The following is a 21,263-nucleotide window of genomic DNA, read 5'->3' as shown; positions in this document are numbered from 1 at the left end:
GCTTTTCCTCAGGCGATTAAGCGGGGGCGGCGTTTGTTCTGGTTGCAGCGCCTATAGTCGAACCCTTCACAGCCACAGTTTGCAGGGCCTCCGCGGGCATCAATGCGTCATCCATCAGATCTTCAATGAAGGTGCTGAGCAACTGTGTGCGCCCGGTGACGGCAGCCTTGCGGTAAATCGCGTTTGTCTGCGCCTTGATTGTCCCTTCTGAGGTGCCGCGCAGTTCCGCAATGTCGCGGGTGCTTAGTCCTTTGACCAAAAAGACCGCGACGTCCCGCTCTGCGGGGGTCAGCCGCCAATCCGTGAAATGTTGCGTCATCACCATCGAGAACTCCGAGGTGCAGCGGCGCATCTTATCTTCGGCCAGCCGCGCACGTTGCAGACTGGTCCTGAGGGCGACCCAACCAAGCGCCACGCCGAGGTTCAGGCCGATGGCCAAGATCGTTTGTTGATACTCGTGGCTTTGCCAAATCAGAAAGTCAGGCTCCATTCCCATGGCGTCCAGCAGGAAGCAGACGGAAAAGAAGATTGCCACAATTGCCTGCAGTGCAGCGATGGCCCAAAGGGCGGTGGTTCCACGCGATCTCATTACTCGAACTGCCTTATTGTTTGGTGGAAAGAGCAGGGCCAGCCAGTTCACCGGCCCTGCTGTCGGCGCTTACTTCATCGCTGTGACGGTCAGCTTGCCTTTTACACGGTCGGCCACGAATTCGATGTTCTGGCCTTCCTTCATATTGGCGATCAGCGTCTCATCGGCTTTGAACACCATGGTCATCGACGGCATGTCGAGGTTTTCCAGCGGGCCGTGAATGATGGTCACTTTCTTGCCCTTGGCGTCGACTTTCTTGATCTTGCCGGTTGAGTAGACGGCGGGCGCCGCGGGGGCCTCATCAGACTGCTTCACGGTGATCGGGCCATGCATGCCGGATTCGTAATGGCCGGGGATCAGGCAGGCGAACTCGAAGGAACCTTCATTGGCGAAGGTCCAGATCACCTCGCCCTCCATGCCGGGATCAAGGCGAACGGAGTTCGGGTCGTCATGCTCCATGTCCATCTTGGCCATGGCGTCCTTGTGCTCGGCATTGCCTTCCATCGTGTCGATTACGAACTCATGCTCGATCTCGCCTTTGTTGGTGACGCCAAAGCGAATGGTCTCGCCTTTTTTGATGTCGAACTCGGCGGGTTCAAAGATCATCTCGCCGTCGTCGGTTTCGCGCATGGTCACCTCGATCGTGCGGTCAACCGCCTCGGCCTTGCCGGGCATGCCTGCGGCCATTTCCTTGTGCATGTCGCCATGGCCGTCATCGGCGTGACCGCCGCCATGGGTGCCTGCCGCATAGGCCGGAGCGGTGATGAGAAGGCTGAGGGCGGTTGAGAGAAGAAATTTGTTCATGGTGTTTCCTGTATGGTTTTAGAGGTGATTATAGTCCAAGAGCCGCTTAGCCCTTGGAGGTTGGTTTCGGCGTGATCTGGGTTTTCGGGCTGTGGTTCTGCGCGAAGTCCGGCAGTTCCCCGGTCCATTCATACGCCTCGGTGCCCGGAGGGTTTTCATACCAGCCGGGATCTTCGTAGTCGTCCGCGTCGATGCCTTCGCGCACCTTCACGACCGAAAACATGCCGCCCATTTCAAGGGGTCCATGCGGCCCCCAGCCGGCCATCATCGGCACGGTGTTGTCGGGCAGCGGCATCGACATTTCGCCCATATCCGCCATGCCCGCCGTGCCCATGGGCATGAACTCAGGCTGCACGCGGCGGACCTGACGTGTCATGTTGGAACTGTTGGTGCCGATCAGCGTGGGCACGTCGTGGCCCATAGCGTTCATCGTGTGGTGCGACTTGTGACAGTGGATCGCCCAGTCGCCCAGATGCTCGGCCACGAACTCATAGGCGCGCATGGCGCCGACGGGAATGTCGATGGAGACCTCGGGCCACTGCGCCGATTCCGGCACCCAGCCGCCATCCGTGCAGGTGACCTTGAAGTCATAGCCATGCATGTGGATCGGGTGGTTGGTCATCGTGAGATTGCCGACGCGCACGCGAACCTTGTCGCCATGGTTGACGACCAGGGGGTCAATGTCCGGGAAGATGCGGCTGTTCCATGTCCAGAGGTTAAAATCCGTCATCGTCATGATTTTCGGGATGTAGCTGCCCGGATCGATGTCGAAAGCGTTCAGCATAATCAGGAAATCCCGATCAACGCGCATGAAATCGGGGTCTTTGGGATGGACCACGAACATGCCCATCATGCCCATCGCCATCTGCACCATCTCATCCCCATGCGGGTGATACATGAAGGTGCCGGATTTGGTCAGGTCGAACTCGTAGATAAATGTCTTGCCCGGCGGGATGCCCGGATGGCTCAGCCCGCCGACACCGTCCATGCCCGAGGGCAGGATCAGCCCGTGCCAATGCACCGTCGTATGTTCCGGCAGGCGGTTGGTAACATAGATGCGCACCCGGTCGCCCTCGACGGCTTCGATGGTCGGACCGGTGGACTGACCGTTGTAGCCCCAGAGGCGCGCGACCATACCATCAGCAAGTTCACGCTCGACCGGCTCGGCAACGAGGTGAAATTCCTTCACGCCATTGTTCATCCGGTGCGGCAGGGTCCAGCCGTTGAGCGTGACCACGGGGTTATAGTCCGGCCCACTGGTGGGACGGGTCGGCGCTTGGGTGAGGGCCGAATCCATCTCGGCGGCCTCGGGCAGGCCCATATTCATGGTCTGGCCCCATGCTTTGGAGGACACGAGCGTTGCACCCGCAGCGCCGGCCCCCAGCAGTTGACGTCTGTTAATCATCTGGTTGCTTCCTTGTCTCAATGTCCTGCGCCGCCACTGGCGGCGATCTGTGTCTCTCCGCCGGCACCGCCGCCGCCGCTGCCACCGCCGTAGATCGCGGCGGTCAGACCGGCAGAGGCCAGCCAGAACTCACGCTTGGCATTGGCTGCCTCAAGCTGGCTTCCGATCTTTTCGCGGGCGTCGTTCAACAGATCGAAGGTGCTGGTGATCATGCCGTTGTTGCTGAGCAGAGCCTCTTCATCGATGGTGCGGCGCAAAGGCAGCACCACGTCTGAGTAGTGCCGTGCGATCTGGTGGCTTGAGCGGTAGGCCGTGGCCGCCGCCCGGGCTTCGGAGCGGACGTTCACCGCCCGTTCGGCCAGCACATTGGCGGCTTGAAGATAGCTAAGCTCGGCCTTGCGCATTCGCGCCTTGCCGCTGTCGAAAATTGGGATGACGAACTCGAACTCGACCTGAGGTGAGATACTGGTCTCGACTTCCCCGTCCTCTTCCTCACGCTCGACCTCGGCACCAGCGATGACTTCGAGGTCGGTCAGGGTGCGGGTGGCATCGGTCAGACCATAGGCCTTGGCCGTTGCTGCCAACCCCAGCCGGGCGACTTCCAAATCAACACGATTGGCGAGCGCCAGCCGTTCGATGCCCTTGTGGCTGCTGACCGTATTGGGCACGCGGGGCAGAGCATCGGGCACATAATAGGCCACGTCCTGCCCCCAGAGCCCCATGAGCCGGGTCAGCTGTTCCTTGGCCAATTGCGCATCCAGCCGCGCCTGCGCCAGCTGTCCGGCCATCTCGGCATTGAACGCCTGCTCGCGGGCCTGTGCGGCCTTGTTGAGCGCGCCGGTCTTGCCCAGCTGCTGCGCCAGTTCCGCCGCCGCATCGGTGGTGACGGCAGCACGTTTAAGGTAGCCCACCGCCTCAAAGGCGGCGACCGCGTTGATCCATGCCTCGCGCGTTTCATTGGCCAGTGCCAGCGTGTCGCTCACCGCCTGCATCTGCGCGTGCTGGAATTCCGCCTCGGCAGCGGCGATGCGCTGTTTGCGGGTGCGAGCGTCCAGCAGGTTCACGGCGATCATGCTTTCCAAGGCACGGTAAAGCCCGACCTCGGGCGCGCCGATGCCCAGCAAGCCGATGGAGACGACGGGGTTTTCTGGCGTGGACTGCTGCCATGCTTCGGCCGCCGAGAGGCCGATCTGCGCATAGGACGCCTGAAGCCCCTTGTTGTTCAAAAGCGCGACCTGCACAGCGGTTTCGGCACTGATCGTTTTACCCTGCACCATGGCGCGGACCTGTTTGGAGGCCGCGACGGTCTCGGCCTGCGACTGCGCCCAGACGGTGCGCTTGCCGATGGCCTTGGAGGTGCGTGCCTCCACGGTGGCAAAGCCAGCATCACGGGCCGAGAAACTCACCGGCAGGTCCGTTGCCGTGCAGGCGCCCAAGATCAGTGGTGTAATGACGGCGGCGGTTTTCAATTTCCAACGCATCAGTGGTTCATCCCCTGCATATCCATCCCTTGCATAGGTGCCTGTTCAGCGTTCAACCGTCGCCAATCGAGCGGCTCCACCACGCCGCGACGCCGGTAGCCTGCAAAGGGTTGCTCTTCGGCGGTCGTGGCACTGCCGCGCGTGCTGTTGTCGGCGGCGGTCATCGCGGCGACTTCGGGCAGAGGCGTGGGCTGCTGCACATAGGCGGCAGTGACGTCTGGAAATGGGGGGAGCGTCGTGGCGCAAGCCCCAAGGGTCAGGGACATCGCCCCTGCAATCAGTGGTAATTTCATTGGTTTTTTGCCTGAGAATAAGGTGATCTTACCCGCAGCCAGACGCCGCGGATGCAAAGGCCGTTAGTCGGCCGGGATCAACTCAGGCTCGAGGCGGACGCAATTGACCAGCGGGTTGGCCAGAGGCGACAGAATGGGACACGCTGGTGTATTCAACGGATCGCACAGCCGTCATTTTGGCGTCCTGCGAGGAGGTCAGCGCTCCCGTCAGGCAAATTCCACCACAGCAAGGCTCGCCTTCGAAACTGTCAGATATTTCTGTTTGGTCGGGCATGGCCGCTGCGTCCGGATGCAGTTCGGACTCTGTGGTCATCTGATGACCCGCGTGATGCGCCGCCTGCGCGCTGTCATGCATCCCGCTTTCGGCATGAACCGACGAGGGCGGCAGCAGCAACAGACCACAGGCCAAAACCACGCCGAGAAGGACGCGACAGAGGTTGGATATGTCTTCCAGAGCACGCATAGGTGTTAGCAGTGTCGTAAGTCGCAGAGCCTGTCAACGCGTCCAGCGCTGGAAGGATTGCGGTTTTCTGGCGGAAACCGGCCTAAAGTGCGGGGCGGCGGATTGGCGTTCCGACCCAGAGAAGAGGTCAGAGGCGCTGGCTACGGTGCCAGAGCGCGATGGGCATTCGGTCCGAAACGCCTACTTCGACGCCTTTTGCAAAAGACCAATCAACTCGTCAAACTTGGCGCGTTGTTCTTCCGGGTCGCCGCTGGCAATCGCAGCCTCGACGCAATGCTGAGCGTGGTTCTCCAGCACAAGCTTTTCGACCCCCAGAACGGCGGATCGGATTGCCGCAGTCTGTGCTAAGATGTCCATGCAGTAGCGGTCGGCCTCAACCATTTTCGCGATGCCGCGCACTTGTCCTTCGAGCCGCGCCAGGCGATCCAGCGTCTTTTCCTTGTTAGCCTTCATGAGGCGTCGCTCCATTCGGGATTTGTTGCCGATCGGATAATATACCCCATATGGGTATAAAACGATGGCACACATTGGCAATTTAGGAGGGCAATACAATGGATTCAAAGAATAAGCACGACGATAGCACAAGCAGCGGCTATGGCCGGTTCTTTGCGATGATCGGCACCTCGACGGTCGTGATGTATGGCCTGATGTATCTTAACACTTATGCCCTTGACCATGTCTTCTTCTCGCAGACGCGGATGTGGATGGCGCTCTATATGGGCGGGGTAATGGCAATCATCATGCTCGCCTTCATGCTCGGCATGTATTCCAATCGAAAGACGAATTTTGCGATCTTCACTGGGGCTGCCATCGCCTTTGCGGCCGGCGTCTACTTGGTCCGGTCGCAAGATACGGTAGGCGACACCGCTTGGATGAAAGCCATGATCCCGCACCATTCAATCGCGATCCTGACCAGCGAACGCGCAAACCTGTCCGATCCGCGCGTGCGCGAGTTGGCCGACGCGATCATCGAGGCACAGCGCAGCGAGATCGAAGAGATGAAGCTATATATCGAAGACATCGAAGCCAACGGGGATGCAGCGCCTGGCACGCCCCGCACCAAACCCTAAGATAAAGGAGCATATCATGCCATGTGACACCCGCGATGTCGCAGACGTAACAGCTGACCCAGCCGCATCCGCGACAGGGAAAACCGCCGTGCTCTACCGCATGGCCCTGCCAAACCACCTGTGCCCGTCAGGGCAGAAGGCGCGATGGCTTTTGGAGCGCAAGGGCTACGAGGTCGATGACCGCCTGTTCCGCGCGCGGTCCGAAGTCGACGCGTTCAAGGCGCAATACGATGTTCCCACGACCCCGCAAGTCTGGATCGAAGGGAAGCGCATTGGCGGCTATGACGCCCTGCGCCAAGAACTTACCGACTACGACCCTGCGTCGACCACCTACAATCCCGTGATCTATCTCTTTGCCGTGGCTGCGGCGACAGCGCTTGCTCTGTCCATCGGCTTTCTCGGCGCGATCACGTGGCAGACGCTCGGTTGGTTCATTTCAGTCTCGATGATCCTATTGGGAATGCAGAAGCTGCGTGATATTGAAAGCTTCACGACGATGTTCCTCAACTACGACCTGCTGGCACGCAAATGGGTGCCATATGCCTACGTTTATCCATGGGTTGAAACCGGGGCGGGCGTGCTGATGACCGGGATGTTGCTAACCTCAATTGCCGCCCCAGCCGCACTCTTCATAGCCACGGTTGGCGCAGTAAGCGTGTTCAAGGCCGTCTACATCGACAAGCGTGAGTTAAAATGCGCCTGCGTTGGCGGCAATTCGAACGTGCCTCTCGGATTTGTGAGCCTGTCCGAAAATCTGATGATGATGGGCATGGCCATAGTGATGTTGGCCAAGATGTTTACCTGAAGGTCGGGCGCAGCATCTTGCGCTTAGCAAGAGTTCGCAGGGCGGAAATGGTCAACTGAAGCAAAAATGCTTGTCTCAGCTTTGTCCGCAGAGCTGCCGTTCGCGCGTTTTGCGACGAACGGCGGCTCTCCGCCCATTATTAAAGTCCTCGCAGATGCGGCGGAGATCATGCAAGTGCAGCGAAGGTCCGGAAGGTCCCGCCAAGCCGACCTCCAGCCTTGGTTAGACATAGCGTCGAGTCCACGAGGCCGGTCACGAGTTGCACCACGAAATTTTAAGGGCTGGACCAAGTTGGCGCAGTAGAGAATTGACAACCCTCGTGCCGGTGATCCTTCAGATCTTATGGATATCGACCTCGAACGGCATTTCGCACTGCCGGGCATGACAGAGCGTATTAAGCTCGGCCTCTTCCTCTTCCTCTTCATCGTCATGTCACCACAGGTCAGGCGCTGTCGTCATCTGACGGCTGGGACGCAGCGAGTGCCTGAATGCGCTTTGCTGGGCCTTTGTAACGCGCCCCTCGGACGAAACCGCCGTTAGCGCGCGCCATATCAGCGTGTGAAACCCGACCAGAGCGAAGTAGTTCTTCATCGCGTTCGCGCGCGGCGGCTTTCTCCGCTGCGCGTTCTTGGAATGAGAATCTGGGCACCTTTGGTTTCATGTTGTCTCCCTCAGGTATGCTTATCACATCGATGTCGATTTCTTTCGAGGAAACCGCGCCACCTGCGGCCAGCCTGTGCCGCACTTGCAGACAGACCGGCGCTCGAATTCGTGCTGGGTAATGCCCTCAGGCAGCTCGCTGGGCCTGCGGGTCACCGTATGTCCGCAATCCCAACATCGGATCTCGATGTGGGTAATGCCGGGAGTAAACAGTTCATCCGATATTGTTTTTGACATCGTGCATGGCTGTTTGCCAACTTCGTTTTCGTGCGCACCATAAGACGCCATGGTCACATCGCCAACATGATCGCTAAAGTGTTGGCGATGCAAATCTATAGTCCTGAATGGTTTGACCGGGTGGTAGGGTAGGGTGAATGTTCGTCTTGAACACGCTTGTCCCGTCATACAACTGGAAAACGCGGATTATGAAGCGCATTTCCCCTTGGAGAAACCGCTCGGTCTCTCAGCGGTGTGCTACTTGCCAGACCTCTTGCTGCAAAGTGGTTCGGCCAGGAGAACCCCGGCCGAACCAGTTACTTAAGTAATTCGCCGCGCAATATTTCAGCCTTTCTCAGATTTATGACGTCCGAAATGCTGTTTGCCAATTTAGCCAAAGCGCATTGGAGCCGGTAAATTGCGTGACCACGATTGCTAACGTGGGTCTCCTCCCAAGCACCTGACATGCAGCATTCGTCGAAGTGGATCGATGTCTGCGTCTCAGCGGCTATATCTGCCTCCAGAGTTTCAACGAACGCTTTTAAACAATCGATCTTCTGCCCGGAGAAGCTGTCGGCGGACAACTTTCCGCACAAAATGTCCCCGATCGGCTGGTGCAACTCCTTATGAAGGTTGGCGCTATTATCAATTCGCCTGAAAGCGTCCGCGACATCGCGGGCTCCTACGACAGCTTCGTTTACCGAGAGCGAAAGGCAACTCGATTGGGTCACCGCCTCATCCTTCGGTGTTTCTCGCTTGGTGATTGTCTTCGGTGCAGCGCAGTGGCTGGCTTTGGGGACTTCGAACATATTGTTCTCCCTGTTATGCCTGGGCAGGATTGCCTCAGATCCAAGACGTGCCGTTCCTCCTTTCGGGCCCGTTATTGCCAAAACCCAGTGGCCTCCGGGTTGGTGTTAATAAGGGCAGCTTGTTCTCCTGCTGCTCTCAGCGAGAGGAGCAGCAGAAGAACAAGATCGACCTTTCTCATAACAAGCGTTGTCACATCCGCTCGAGCCCGTGACGCAGTGCGTGGAGCTTTGCGGGTCCTCGAGACGGGCTGATTTCTTCCTTCGCCTCTCCAAGATGTAGTGCTTAGCTGTGCGGCCATTGCCTTGACCACAGACGACATTGGGCTTGCCCTTATCGAAGGGGCGGAAACAGGGGAAGAGGACGTGACGTTTCTACTTTGCGTGTCCAATTGCAGCATGAACGAAAACCAGTTGGAGATCATCAAGGATGCCTGCGCGAACTCTTACGCTCCAGCGAGCGTCGCCAATGCCATGGGCTGTATTGCTGAAGGGAAAGGACTGGTCGCGACTGCCGAAGTTCTGCCAGGTTACTGACGAACTGGCAGAGGACTGTTTGGTATGCCTTGTGCGGTGTTGGCCCAGTCTTAGCCAGAGCTGCCGAACTTGAACAGAGCGCGACTCCGCTGCCTGACTTTTTGCTAAAGTCAACTTGAGCTGCTTCCCGTTCGGAGGGGAGCAAGCGGGCGCTTTGGGCGAAAGGTTTATAGCGTGGGACAGCCGCCTTGTCAGCCGTGATCGAAGAGCGGCCTGCAAGTCTCTTAGGATGATCCGCTCAGAATGCCGTCGATGGCGGAAGGGCACGTAGATGTCCGCCGCGGCCTCCCGTTCACTTAGACAGCATCAAGTTCGGCCCACTGATCCTGAAACTTTGCCGTCGCGGCGGCATATTTATTTTCAATCAAAGTGGCGAGATCCACGAGTAGGATGAACCTACGGGCTTTCTGGCTGCTTTCGTCCAAACTGAAGTATGGGATCCGGATCTCGTCTTCATCAATTGAGGAAATCATGAAGGCTGCGGTGCATCACCTTTCCTTGTTGCACACATTGGGTGACGGCGAAGTTTTCCTTTCTCGGATGGACCGCTGCCACGGCCTCCGCGACAGGTATGTCGAACGCGGTTTAGCAGTTTAGATTGGCGCTGCCGATAAGAAGCCCGCGGTGCCTAAGAAGACTGCTTAGGAGAATGGAACTGCGGCGATCATGGAGTTTTGAAAGGCGGTTTGCCCCGTTCGAGGCGAAGGCTGATACGATACGGTGCTGTTCCAGAGAAGACTATAATTTCGCCTTCCTTTGCTTCAGATGTCGCGAAGAAACGCCGAGCCCAACCTCTGGCGCGGAAGATCGACTTCGTCCGGTCGATGTCCATCTTAGCGGATTCGGGCCCGCCCCGATCGATTTCCAGTTGACGCGGTGCAGCCTCCGCCTTGTTGGATTCCCCGATTACCTCTCGAGGGAATGCATGTATGAAGGCTGACAACCCACAGTTACAATCAAACCAATTCTGACTTTTTCGCTTCGGTCTGACCTCCTGTCCATGAATGAAGTCATGACAGAACCCGAAGCCGCCCAATACCTGAGGCTGAGCACGAAAACGCTGCAGCGTCGTCGTCGCGATGGCCAGATTGCATACATTCGAGACGGAGGTATTCGTTACTTGATGTCGGATTTGCAGGCTTACCTTGGAGTTCGTCGGACAGCGGCTACGACATCCCCGCCGACGCCGAAGAATTCGAAGTATCGAACAGCTATGAAGCGTGACCATGACGTGGTCGACTTGCTCTTTGGGTGATGGCGGTGCTATCCGGTGAGAAAGTCACGGGATAACTGATGCATGAAAACAATCGAAAAGATCGGGCGGTTCACCATAGCTGAGAACCGGCGCGCACTCTACCTGAGATGGTGGGATTCTCACGCTAAGAAAACTCAAACGAAATGCCTGCATGCGGCGACTCTGGAACAGGCAAGAACGCTCGCAAAGGAGCGCATGAAGGTCGTCTTGGATCGCACCGAGACTATTCGACCTGACAGCGGCGATGATCCGACGTTCGGTGAAATTTGGCTTGGCTTTGAGCAGGACAAGCGGAAGCAGCTTGCAGCCGAACGCTTTCGTCTCTTGGAAAATCGGAGGGAGCTATACTTTAAACCGCATCTTTGGAACGTCAGAATGTCCAAGATGGGTCCTGCTCTTCGGGCGCTGGTAAAGGGCATGGAAGAGGGTCGGGTTCGCCCCGAAAATGCCAAGTCGAAGCTAAAGACCCTTACACCTGACGGCAAGCCCAGGCTACATCCCAATACTATTGCTGACATTATCGGCAGCGCAGTAGAGGCCTGCGCACTCGCGAAAAGCGACAGTCTAACGACTCACAATCCGCCCAAGATCCCTTTCATCGCAGGGGTCACAGCGCCGGAAGATCGAGATCCGAAAGGCAGATACATCAGCTTCGAGGAACTGGGCCTACTGATCGACGCTTGCAAGCGTCCACACGTTCTCGATCTTCTTCTTCTCGACATCGGCTGCGGTGGTCGGATCGGCGCGGTGGCAGACATGACGGGGGCGAAGGTTCGCCTTGATCTTGGTGTTATTGATCTTCTTGGGGAAGGATTTGTCGAAACAAATCGGCGAAAGAAAACTCCAATTATACCGGTTACTGGTCCTATGGAGCGTATTTTGAGCAGGCTCGTTGCGGCAAATCGAGACGGTTTCCTTATTCATGAAACCGGCGGCCCAATCTCAGCAGGCGCTCGCAATTTTACGCAAATTATTCAGAGATTGGTGGCGCGAGCGCATTCGGCCAGAACGCCTGACCAGGTCAAGCGGAAGGTGCTGGAACCAACCGAACAAGGGAATGTAAACTGGTATTCGATTAGGCGCACATTTGCCGATTGGCTCGACGAGAGGGTGAGTGATGCGGCAATCAGCGCAGTTATGGGGCATTTTGAGATTTCCTCTCGGACCAGGCGTCAACTTTTCGAGGCCGGGAGCCCTACCACCGACCTCTACAAACGCCGCAAATTGGGGCCGGTCCTTGAAGTTGCGGCCGTTCTCGATGGGGAATGGTGGCCTTCCATTCAGCCATTCACAACTGTAGACCTGCGAAGAGAGACTTGAAGGCTGAAGCGAGCTGATGCATGATGTTGGTTAAGGTTTTGATATATAAAGATTTATATGAGTTAGATAGCCGCGTGCATGACGTGCAGATCACCCGCGAAAGCCCGAATTACCGTATCGGTTAACCCATAAAGCAACGGCCCGCGGGCCGTTCTTTGCAAAAGGAAGATGCCATGACCCCCGGCGCGCGCGTATCCGCTGCGATAGAAGTATTGGACGCAATTGCCGGGGGTCTGGCCGCCGAACAGGCGCTGACCCGATGGGCGCGTCAGAGCCGTTTCGCGGGCTCCAAAGACCGTGCCGCCGTGCGCGATCATGTGTTTGACGTGCTGCGCCAGAAACGCAGCGCGGCGCATTATGGCAGGGGGGAGACGGGCCGTGCGCTGATGATCGGTGTGCTGCACGGGCAGGGGGCCGACCTTGACGCGCTCTTCTCAGGGGTGGGCCATGCGCCCGCGCCGCTGTCCGAGGTTGAACAGGCCTTCCCGCCAGCGCCCGAGGATCGCGCAACGCGGCTGAACCTGCCCGATTGGCTGCTCCCCCTGTTCGATACGGCGCTCGGGGAGAATGCGGATGCCGCGGCCCTTGCGCTTCAAGAGCGCGGGCCGATCTGCCTGCGGGTCAACACGGCGCGGATCGCCGTGCCCGCCGCGCAAGAACTGCTGGCCGAAGAGGGTGTCCAAACCCGCGCAAACCCGCTTGCCGAAGCCGCGCTGACCGTGACCGAAGGCGCGCGCCGCATCCGAAATTCCGGCGCCTTCACCGACGGTTACGTCGAATTGCAAGACGCAGCGAGCCAAGCTGTCGTCGCCGCTCTGCCTTCGGGGGGGCGGGTGCTCGACTACTGCGCCGGCGGCGGCGGCAAAGCGCTTGCTCTGGCCATGGACCCCGCGCGCGAGATCACGGCACACGACATTGACCCCCGCAGGATGAGCGACCTGTCCCCCCGCGCTGATCGCGCGGGCGTCGCGATTTCCCTAGCCGATACCGAAGAAGCCAAGGCAGGCTCCCCCTATGATCTCGTCCTCTGCGATGCGCCCTGTTCCGGCTCGGGCGCATGGCGCCGCGCGGCGGAGGGGAAATGGACCCTGACCCCCGAGCGCTTGACCGAGTTGACCACCATTCAGGACCAGATTCTCGATACCGCAGCAGGACTTACCGCACGCGACGGAGTCTTGGCCTATGCCACCTGCTCCCTGTTTCGAGCGGAGAACGAGGCGCGGGTCGAAGCCTTCTTGGCCCGCCATCCCGAGTGGCGAGTCGCCCGCATGGATCGCTATGATGTAACCCCCGATGGCGACGGTTTCTTCTCAGCACAGTTGACGCGCGAGTAAATTTACCCATAATCAACCAATGCGTGCAAACCGATTTCGGTTAAAGCCTGCTTAACCTCTGTCGCACGTAATAGTCGTATGATTCGGTTGTTAGGGGATGTGCGTGCAGCAGGACGTTAGGCATTCAGGGATTGGGGGGCAGGCGGGGCTCAGGCGGCTTTGGCTGCTTGTGGTGATGGCCATTGCCGCTGGCGCGCTTGCGCTGCGCAGCACTGATGCGACGTTGCAGCTTGCCCTTTCCGCCTCGGCGGCCACATTGTATTTTATTTCAAGTGGTTACATCGGCTTTCTTCTATGGGATAGGGGGCGGAATCTGGCCAGCGCGGATGGGGTCGCGGACTTCATTGCAAAAGACGCCGCACCCAGTTTCATCGCCACCTCCGATCGGCAAGTTCTCTACCGTAACGAGGCGGCTCTGAAGCAGTTCGGCGACGCCGACGAAGAGACCCTCGCGCAGGCCTTACGAGCGCATTTCGCCAATCCCGTGGGCCTTCTCTACCGCCTGCAATCACGCGCCACCGTCAGTGGCAACGCGCGGGAAGAGGTGATCACCCGGTCCGGCCCCATGCGCCTATCGGTGCACCAGTTATCGGCCGACCGACTGCTTTGGCGGATTGAAAGCGTGGCCACCCGCGAGGGCCCCCGCAGTACGCAAGAGAACATGGCCTTGCCAATGGTGATGCTGGGCCGCAGTGGGGCGATCCTTTTCATGAATGAAGCGGCGCGCATACTGGTCGGGGAACGGGTGAAGTCACTGGACCGATTGTTTAATTCCCTACCACTCACCCCCGGAACCGTGACCGAAATCGCCACCGCAGAGGGAAACCGGCAGGTTTTGGTGGCCGAGGTTGAGGCCGGCGCGAACCGCCGCGCGCTCTATCTTCTGCCGCCGCCCGAAGGGGCGGCCTCTCCCACTGAATTGGGCTGGGAAACCTTTCAAGACCTCCCCGTCCCGATGATTAAGCTGCGCCCCGACGGAACCGTATTGGCCTTCAACCGTATGGCGGGGAAATTGCTCGGCGTATCGCTGCGGCGCGACAGTCATCTTTCGCATCTGATGGAGGGGCTTGGCCGCTCGATCTCGGACTGGCTGCAGGACAGTCTGGCGGGGCGGCTGGTTCAGAAGTCCGAATTTCTCAGGCTTACCCGAACGGATCAGGAGGTCTTCGTTCAGGTCTCGCTCAACCGCATATCCGAAGGCGGCGAAGCGGCCCTCATCGCGGTGCTGCAGGATGCGACCGAGCTTAAATCGCTTGAGGCACAATTCGTGCAGAGCCAGAAGATGCAGGCCATTGGGCAGCTGGCCGGGGGCGTCGCGCATGATTTCAACAACCTTTTGACGGCGATTTCCGGCCACTGTGACCTTCTCTTGCTGCGGCATGATCAGGGAGACCCGGATTTCAGCGATCTGGTCCAGATTAATCAAAACGCCAACCGGGCGGCCGCGCTTGTTGGGCAACTCCTCGCTTTCTCGCGCAAACAAACCCTCCGGCCCGAGACACTCGACATGCGCGATACCCTCGCCGATCTCACGCATTTGCTGAACCGACTTGTCGGCGAAAAAGTAACGCTGACCCTCAGCCATGACCCGGTACTTGCGCCGATCCGCGCTGATAAACGTCAGTTGGAGCAGGTATTGATGAACCTCGTCGTCAACGCCCGCGATGCCATGCCCGCCGGAGGCGAGATCCGTATCGTGACGGAGGTGACGACCCTTGACCAGCCGCTTGAAAGAGATCGGGTCAGCGTGCCAGCAGGCCGCTACGTCACGGTGCAGGTGCATGACGATGGCACGGGCATTCCGAAAGATAAGCTGCAAAAAGTCTTCGAGCCATTTTTCACCACCAAACGAACCGGCGAGGGCACCGGTCTGGGTCTCTCCACGGCCTACGGCATCGTCAAACAAACAGGCGGATTCATCTTTATCGACAGTGAGTTGGGCAGGGGCACATGTTTCTCCCTCTACTTCCCCGTGCTGGAGGGCCAGTCCACCCCGGTCGCGAAAAAGCCCCCGGCATCGCCGGATCAAAGCCCGCTTCAGCGGTCCGACGGGGTGATCTTACTGGTGGAGGATGAAGCACCCGTGCGCGCCTTCGCAAGCCGCGCCTTGCGGCTGCGCGGCTACACAGTGCTCGAAGCCGAATCCGCCGAAGCCGCGTTAAAGATGCTCGAAGATAAGGAGTTGGATATCGATGTATTCGTAACAGACGTCGTTATGCCCGGCATGGATGGGCCAAGCTGGGTGCGCCAAGCGCTCAAACAACGCCCGGATGTGCGGGTTGTTTTCGTCTCGGGCTATGCGGAGGATAACTTCGGTCAGGAACAGTCGAAAATTCCGAATTCTGTCTTCCTGCCCAAACCCTTCTCTCTCACCGACCTGACCACAACGGTCCACAATCAGCTACATTAAGCATCACCTGGGGCAGGGTTATGTAATCGACTCGTAAAGCTCAAACTCCGCCGCGAACTTACGACGAAAGCGTTTTTCCACATTCGGGGAAAGCGCTAGCTCCATCTTGGGAGAGACATTCTCCTGCCCAAGGGTCAGCGTCACGTCGAGCCGCTCTTCCAAAAAGCGACGGAGCCGCGTCTGATCTTCATAGCGGAAATGATGGGTGATCCCGGTGCCGTTCGGTTGTGTCTCCATGAACTTCAACTGGCTCCCCACATCAGCGAACCCCGGCTTGTCGCCCTTCATATAGGCGAGAACGAATTCGTCGAAAGTGATCCCGAAAGTGTTGTTCGGCTTATCCTTCATGAAGGGGCGCTGCCGATAGCGATACCAACTGCCCAGCCAAGAGATCGGTTCGCGCATTACCGCCATCACCTCAAGCTCGGCATCGCAAACCTTTAGAAACATTGGACGAATAAAACGATTATAGCGATAAACAGGCGCATGTTTCAGCATGGGCGGATCGGAAATCACCATATCCGCCCGCGGCGCCAGTGCTTTCTCATAGGCGGTGGTTCCGGTCTTTGGGACCGACAAAAAAGCCAGACGTTCTTTAAAAAAAACAATCAATTGCGTCTTACCTTGGGCTGCAGGCGGCCCTTTCTGGTTTGGGTAAACCATTTCTTTACCATTCTCGCCAAAACATAAAGGATAAACAAAGTCATTGAAATGTTCCGCATTTACCCTCATATGGAACATTAGAGGAACATAAGCGACGCAGCGCGCAGGCGATTGCCGCCGGGGCGCCACTGTGACACTAAGGAATGAACCTAATGGCAACGGCAGATCTTTTGACGATGGACAGCAAGAAAACCGCAGAAAAGCAAAAGGCGCTCGACAGCGCGCTGGCCCAGATCGAACGTCAGTTCGGCAAAGGGTCGATCATGAAACTGGGGGCCGAAGGGGCGATCCAGGATATCAAAGCCAGCTCCACAGGCTCGCTTGGCCTTGATATTGCGCTTGGTATCGGTGGCTTGCCGATGGGGCGTATCATTGAGATTTATGGTCCGGAATCCTCGGGTAAGACAACGCTGACCCTGCATTGCGTGGCAGAGCAGCAGAAGGCAGGGGGCGTTTGCGCCTTTGTCGACGCCGAACATGCGCTTGATCCGCAATATGCGAAAAAGCTTGGCGTGGACATTGACGAGCTGTTGATCTCCCAGCCCGACACGGGTGAACAGGCGCTTGAGATCACCGATACGCTGGTACGTTCTGGCGCGGTCAATATGGTGATCGTCGACTCCGTCGCGGCCTTGACGCCGAAATCCGAGTTGGAAGGTGAGATGGGCGACAGCAATGTCGGTGTTCAGGCCCGTTTGATGAGCCAAGCGATGCGCAAGCTCACCGGGTCAATCAGCCGTTCAAATTGTATGGTTATCTTCATCAACCAAATCCGGATGAAGATCGGCGTGATGTTCGGCTCTCCGGAGACCACCACCGGCGGTAACGCGCTGAAATTCTACTCCTCCGTCCGTCTCGACATCCGCCGGATCGGCGCCCTGAAGGACCGGGACGAGGTCGTTGGCAACGCGACGAAGGTCAAGATCGTCAAGAACAAAGTGGCGCCGCCCTTCAAACAGGTCGAATTCGACATCATGTATGGCGAAGGCATCTCCAAAATGGGCGAGTTGCTGGACCTTGGGGTGAAAGCTGGTGTGGTCGATAAATCCGGCTCATGGTTCAGCTACGGGGATGAGCGGATTGGACAGGGGCGTGAGAACGCTAAGAACTTCCTGAAACAGAACACTGCCATGGCGTCTGAGATCGAAGATAAGATCCGCGCGGCCCACGGGTTGGACTTTGAGGGCCCCGGCGGTGACGACGCGGATATTCTTGAAGCTTGAACCTGATTTGATAGTTTGAATTTACGAAGGGGCACGGCCAAAGGCTGCGCCCCTTTTTCATGGGCAGGAACGGTGGACAGCGCCGGGGCTGAGGGGTATTTGGGACCGATCAAATCTGCCCCGGAAGGCCTCGCCATGAAGACGCTGAATGAAATTCGCTCAACTTTTCTGAACTATTTCGATGCGCAGGGGCATCAGATCGTGCCCTCCAGCCCGCTGGTGCCGCGCAACGACCCGACATTGATGTTCACCGCGGCCGGTATGGTTCAGTTCAAGAACCTTTTCACCGGGGTCGAGACGCGCGACTACAGCCGTGCCACCTCGGCGCAGAAATGCGTGCGGGCTGGCGGCAAGCACAATGACCTCGATAATGTCGGCTATACCGCGCGGCATCACACGTTTTTCGAAATGCTCGGCAACTTCAGCTTCGGCGACTACTTCAAGGCTGAAGCGATCCCCTTTGCTTGGGACCTGCTGACCAAGGAGTTCGGCATCGACCCGAACCGCCTTTTGGTCACAGTGTACCATACCGATGAAGAGGCGGTTAAGATTTGGAAGGCCCATACCGGCCTGCCGGATGAGCGCATTATTCGCATCGCGACGGATGATAACTTCTGGTCCGCTGGCCCCACCGGCCCTTGCGGGCCTTGCACTGAGATTTTCTACGATCACGGCGATCACATTTGGGGCGGCCCTCCGGGATCGCCCGAGGAAGACGGTGACCGTTTCGTCGAGATCTGGAACCTCGTTTTCATGCAATACGAACAGTTCGAAGACGGCACGCGCCAGCCGCTGCCCAACCAGTCGATCGATACCGGGATGGGGATCGAACGGGTGGCGGCGCTGTTGCAGGGCACGAATGACAACTATGCCACCGACCTCATGCGCAACCTGATCGAGGCCAGCGCCCATGCGTCTTCGACCGATCCCGACGGGCCGGGCAAGACCCATCACCGGGTGATCGCGGATCACCTGCGGTCGACCTCCTTCCTGATTGCCGATGGGGTGCTGCCTTCCAACGAAGGCCGCGGATACGTGCTACGCCGGATCATGCGGCGCGCCATGCGCCATGCGCATCTGCTCGGCGTTAAGGATCCCTTAATGCATCAGCTGGTACCATCCTTGGTGCAGCAGATGGGCGCGGCTTACCCTGAGTTGGGGCAGGCGCAATCGCTTATCCGTGAGACTTTGCTGTTGGAGGAAACCCGTTTCCGCCAAACGTTGGATCGCGGTTTGAAGCTGCTGGATGATGAGTTGAGCGGTTTGCCCGAGGGGGCGACCCTGCCGGGGGAGGCGGCATTTAAACTTTATGATACATATGGCTTCCCGCTTGATCTGACGCAGGATGCGCTGCGCGAGAAGGGCCGTGCGGTCGATACCGAGGGGTTCGACACCGCCATGGCAGCGCAGAAGGCCAAGGCCCGTGCGGCCTGGGCTGGATCGGGCGAGGCTGCGGATGCTACCGTTTGGTTCGATGTGGCCGACAAAAGCGGCGTGACAGAGTTTCTGGGCTATGACACCGAAAGTGCTGAGGGGCAGATCGTCGCCTTGGTGCAGGGCGGTGATCAGGTCGATGCCGCCGCAATAGGCAGCGATGTGCAGGTCGCGCTGAACCAAACGCCGTTTTATGCCGAAAGCGGCGGGCAGGTTGGCGACACCGGCGTGATCCGGACGCAGACCGGTATTGTGAACGTGACCGATACGCGGAAATCGGCGGGCGTTTTCGTGCATTTCGGCCATGTGGTCGAAGGCGAGGTGAAGCCGGGGCAGACCGCTGTTCTTGAGGTGGATCGTTTGCGGCGCAGTGCCATCCGGGCCAATCACTCGGCCACGCACCTGTTGCACGAGGCCCTGCGCAACGCGCTTGGGGATCATGTCTCGCAGCGCGGTTCGCTGAATGCGCATGATCGTCTGCGGTTTGACTTCTCCCATGCCAAGGGGCTGACGCAGGAAGAGTTGAGCCAGGTCGAGCGTGAGGTGAATGATTACATTCGCCAGAACACGCCGGTTGAGACGCGGATCATGACGCCGGACGATGCGCGCGCCATGGGGGCGCAGGCGCTTTTCGGTGAGAAATATGGCGACGAGGTGCGTGTCGTCTCGATGGGGCAGTTGGAAGGGTCCGGCAAGGGCAGCGACAAGTCGACCTATTCGCTGGAGCTTTGCGGCGGCACCCATGTGCGGCAGACAGGCGATATTGGCGCCTTCGTGCTTTTGGGAGATAGCGCGAGCAGCGCGGGCGTCCGCCGGATCGAAGCGCTGACCGGGACCGAGGCTTTGACGTGGCTGCGCGAGCAGGAAGCGGCGCTGAGTCGGGTCGCGGCGGAGTTGAAAACCTCGGCCAGTGACGTGCCGGAACGGGTGCGTGCATTGTTGGACGAACGTCGCAGCTTGACTAACGAAGTGGCGCAGCTGCGTCGTGAATTGGCGATGTCGGGCGGCGGCGCGGCTGCGCCCGAAGCGCGCGAGGTGAACGGCGTGAAATTCGTAGGCCAAGTGCTGAGCGGTATCACGGGCAAAGACCTGCCGGGTCTGGTGGATGAGCATAAGGCCAAGCTCGGCTCGGGCGCGGTATTGTTGATCGCCGACACCGGCGGCAAGGCCGCGGTCGCGGGCGGCGTGACGAAGGATTTGACAGATCGTCTCTCGGCGGTCGACATGGTGAAAGCGGCGGTGGCCGAACTGGGCGGTAAGGGCGGCGGTGGCCGTCCCGACATGGCGCAGGGCGGCGGCGCTTCGGCGGAGAATGCCGAGACGGCGATTGCCGCGGCTGAGAATATCTTGAAAGGATAAGGCCCATGGGCGCACTTTGGATTGCACATGTCACCGTCACCGATGAGGAGGCGTATAAGAAATACGCCGCCGGCGCCACCGAGGCCATTGCGGCACATGGCGGTAAGTTCATCGCCCGCGGCGGGCGGTTCGTTCAGCTTGAGGGTAAAGAGCGGCTGCGCAACGTGGTAGCGCGTTTCCCCGATGTCGAAACGGCTGAAAAATGTTATCATTCCGATGCTTATCAAGCGGCGTTGAGCCATGCGCGCGGGGCGTCAGAGCGCGAATTGATGATCGTCGAAACCGACGAATGACCCTAAAACGCTCTGCCTGAACGATAGGCGGGGCGTCTTGCATTGCCAGGGTGGAACCTTCCAAGGGGAGGGTGGTTGATCTCTCATGACCTTGGACCGACTATCCGCTTTCGCCCAATGGTGCCGCCGCCATGTGGAGGTGACGACACTGGCCCTGATGGGGCTTTCGATCACAGCCGTTTGGACATTGGCCGAACTGACCGAAGAGGTCGTCGAAGGCAGCACCAGCAGCCTTGACCGTGACATCCTGTTGTTCTTGCGCTCGCCCGGCGACCTTTCCGATCCCATCGGCCCGTGGTGGGTCGAGGAAATCGGCCGCGATTTGACAGCCCTCGGCGGGGTCGCGGTGCTGGTGCTGACGACCGTTGTCGTCTCGCTCTTTTTCCTGCTACAGCGGCGGTGGTCGACCGCGCTTTACATCCTCGCCACCGTTGGCGGGGGGATCGTGCTGAGCAGCATCGCCAAGGAGTTTTTCGACCGTCCGCGCCCTGACCTCGTGCCGCATGGCTCGCTCGTGCATACGGCGAGTTTCCCCTCGGGTCATTCGATGATGGCGGCGGTGGCTTATCTTACCCTTGGCGCGATGGTGGCGCGGGCGCAGAAACGCTGGGCGCTCAAGGTCTATACGCTGGCGGTTGCCGTCCTGCTTACACTGCTCGTCGGGATCAGCCGGGTTTATATGGGGGTGCATTGGCCGACGGATGTGGCGGCGGGCTGGCTTGGCGGCGGGGCCTGGGCCATCCTTTGCCTGATTGCGGCGCTGAGTTTGGCGAGGCGTGGGCATATCGATCGCGAGGAAAGCGATACTTAGGGCGGCTGGAACTCTTGAGCCCCGGATATGAA

The 21,263-nt window shown here is 58.8% G+C and carries 19 protein-coding genes; 10 read left to right on the top strand and 9 right to left on the bottom strand.

All coding sequences use genetic code 11. The annotated features are described in order from the left end of the window. Nucleotides 1-16: 16 nt before the first annotated feature. From J7392_RS18210 to J7392_RS18180, 7 genes are all read right to left on the bottom strand, one after another. Complete coding sequence (locus J7392_RS18210; RefSeq protein WP_209218809.1) at nucleotides 17-589, bottom strand: helix-turn-helix transcriptional regulator; 573 nt, start codon at nucleotides 587-589, stop codon at nucleotides 17-19. Nucleotides 590-658: 69 nt separating this feature from the next. Then, entirely contained in the window at nucleotides 659-1,393 is a 735-nt protein-coding gene (locus tag J7392_RS18205) for a copper-binding protein (protein ID WP_209218808.1), read from the bottom strand. A 46-nt stretch (nucleotides 1,394-1,439) separates the two neighbouring features. Beyond that, entirely contained in the window at nucleotides 1,440-2,798 is a 1,359-nt protein-coding gene (locus tag J7392_RS18200; protein ID WP_209218807.1) for a copper oxidase, read from the bottom strand. A 17-nt stretch (nucleotides 2,799-2,815) separates the two neighbouring features. Next, nucleotides 2,816-4,279, bottom strand: a complete 1,464-nt coding sequence (locus J7392_RS18195; RefSeq protein ID WP_136720346.1) for a TolC family protein — start codon at nucleotides 4,277-4,279, stop codon at nucleotides 2,816-2,818. Further along, entirely contained in the window at nucleotides 4,279-4,572 is a 294-nt protein-coding gene (locus J7392_RS18190; RefSeq protein ID WP_136720347.1) for a hypothetical protein, read from the bottom strand. Before J7392_RS18190 ends, J7392_RS18195 begins: the two co-directional genes overlap by 1 nt. An 82-nt stretch (nucleotides 4,573-4,654) precedes the next feature. Continuing rightward, nucleotides 4,655-5,035 carry a hypothetical protein gene (locus J7392_RS18185; protein ID WP_169306068.1) on the bottom strand — a complete coding sequence of 127 codons (381 nt, stop codon included), beginning with the start codon at nucleotides 5,033-5,035 and terminating at the stop codon, nucleotides 4,655-4,657. A 180-nt stretch (nucleotides 5,036-5,215) separates the two neighbouring features. Then, nucleotides 5,216-5,488: a metal-sensitive transcriptional regulator gene (locus J7392_RS18180; protein ID WP_093928486.1), complete on the bottom strand. Its 273-nt coding sequence runs from the start codon at nucleotides 5,486-5,488 to the stop codon at nucleotides 5,216-5,218. Nucleotides 5,489-5,586: 98 nt separating this feature from the next. Here J7392_RS18180 and J7392_RS18175 point away from each other — a divergent pair, with 98 nt between their 5' ends. Together J7392_RS18175 and J7392_RS18170 are read left to right on the top strand one after the other, a co-directional pair. Continuing rightward, nucleotides 5,587-6,105 carry a DUF305 domain-containing protein gene (locus tag J7392_RS18175; protein WP_247744645.1) on the top strand — a complete coding sequence of 173 codons (519 nt, stop codon included), beginning with the start codon at nucleotides 5,587-5,589 and terminating at the stop codon, nucleotides 6,103-6,105. Between the two features lie 16 nt (nucleotides 6,106-6,121). Next, nucleotides 6,122-6,910 (top strand): MauE/DoxX family redox-associated membrane protein, encoded by a 789-nt coding sequence (locus tag J7392_RS18170; protein ID WP_136720348.1) that lies wholly within the window; start codon nucleotides 6,122-6,124, stop codon nucleotides 6,908-6,910. Nucleotides 6,911-8,103: 1,193 nt separating this feature from the next. Here the strand turns inward: J7392_RS18170 and J7392_RS18165 are convergent. After that, entirely contained in the window at nucleotides 8,104-8,595 is a 492-nt protein-coding gene (locus tag J7392_RS18165; protein WP_209218805.1) for a hypothetical protein, read from the bottom strand. Nucleotides 8,596-8,898: 303 nt separating this feature from the next. On the opposite strand from J7392_RS18165, the gene J7392_RS18160 reads away from it, so the two are divergent. The 4 genes from J7392_RS18160 to J7392_RS18135 all read left to right on the top strand — a co-directional run bounded on the left by J7392_RS18160 (nucleotide 8,899) and on the right by J7392_RS18135 (nucleotide 15,448). Further along, the gene (locus J7392_RS18160; protein ID WP_136720491.1) at nucleotides 8,899-9,129 is read left to right on the top strand and encodes a hypothetical protein; all 231 of its coding nucleotides are present in this window, start codon (nucleotides 8,899-8,901) and stop codon (nucleotides 9,127-9,129) included. A gap of 1,297 nt (nucleotides 9,130-10,426) precedes the next feature. Beyond that, a complete protein-coding gene (locus tag J7392_RS18145) occupies nucleotides 10,427-11,704 on the top strand; it encodes a site-specific integrase (RefSeq protein WP_136720494.1) in 1,278 nt (425 codons plus the stop codon). A gap of 173 nt (nucleotides 11,705-11,877) precedes the next feature. Beyond that, nucleotides 11,878-13,038, top strand: a complete 1,161-nt coding sequence (locus J7392_RS18140; RefSeq protein ID WP_209218804.1) for an RsmB/NOP family class I SAM-dependent RNA methyltransferase — start codon at nucleotides 11,878-11,880, stop codon at nucleotides 13,036-13,038. 175 nt (nucleotides 13,039-13,213) lie between these two features. After that, complete coding sequence (locus J7392_RS18135) at nucleotides 13,214-15,448, top strand: ATP-binding protein (protein ID WP_247744654.1); 2,235 nt, start codon at nucleotides 13,214-13,216, stop codon at nucleotides 15,446-15,448. 18 nt (nucleotides 15,449-15,466) lie between these two features. Here the strand turns inward: J7392_RS18135 and J7392_RS18130 are convergent, their stop codons facing one another. After that, nucleotides 15,467-16,060 carry a gamma-glutamyl kinase gene (locus J7392_RS18130; protein ID WP_209218956.1) on the bottom strand — a complete coding sequence of 198 codons (594 nt, stop codon included), beginning with the start codon at nucleotides 16,058-16,060 and terminating at the stop codon, nucleotides 15,467-15,469. A 203-nt stretch (nucleotides 16,061-16,263) separates the two neighbouring features. Here J7392_RS18130 and recA point away from each other — a divergent pair, with 203 nt between their 5' ends. The 4 genes from recA (at nucleotide 16,264) to J7392_RS18110 (ending at nucleotide 21,231) form a co-directional block, all read left to right on the top strand. Continuing rightward, nucleotides 16,264-17,334, top strand: coding sequence for a recombinase RecA (gene recA / locus J7392_RS18125; RefSeq protein WP_209218802.1), 1,071 nt, complete (start codon nucleotides 16,264-16,266; stop codon nucleotides 17,332-17,334). A 135-nt stretch (nucleotides 17,335-17,469) separates the two neighbouring features. After that, nucleotides 17,470-20,127 carry an alanine--tRNA ligase gene (alaS, locus tag J7392_RS18120; protein WP_209218801.1) on the top strand — a complete coding sequence of 886 codons (2,658 nt, stop codon included), beginning with the start codon at nucleotides 17,470-17,472 and terminating at the stop codon, nucleotides 20,125-20,127. 5 nt (nucleotides 20,128-20,132) lie between these two features. Then, nucleotides 20,133-20,420, top strand: a complete 288-nt coding sequence (locus J7392_RS18115) for a DUF1330 domain-containing protein (RefSeq protein ID WP_209218800.1) — start codon at nucleotides 20,133-20,135, stop codon at nucleotides 20,418-20,420. Nucleotides 20,421-20,505: 85 nt separating this feature from the next. Further along, entirely contained in the window at nucleotides 20,506-21,231 is a 726-nt protein-coding gene (locus tag J7392_RS18110) for a phosphatase PAP2 family protein (protein WP_209218799.1), read from the top strand. The last annotated feature ends 32 nt before the right edge of the window (nucleotides 21,232-21,263 follow it).

It is taken from the genome of Sulfitobacter sp. R18_1 (genome assembly GCF_017743915.1).
GTDB classification, from domain to species: domain Bacteria; phylum Pseudomonadota; class Alphaproteobacteria; order Rhodobacterales; family Rhodobacteraceae; genus Sulfitobacter; species Sulfitobacter faviae.
Note: the sequence above shows the minus strand (reverse complement) of the source record. Positions and strands in the feature narration are given on the sequence as shown.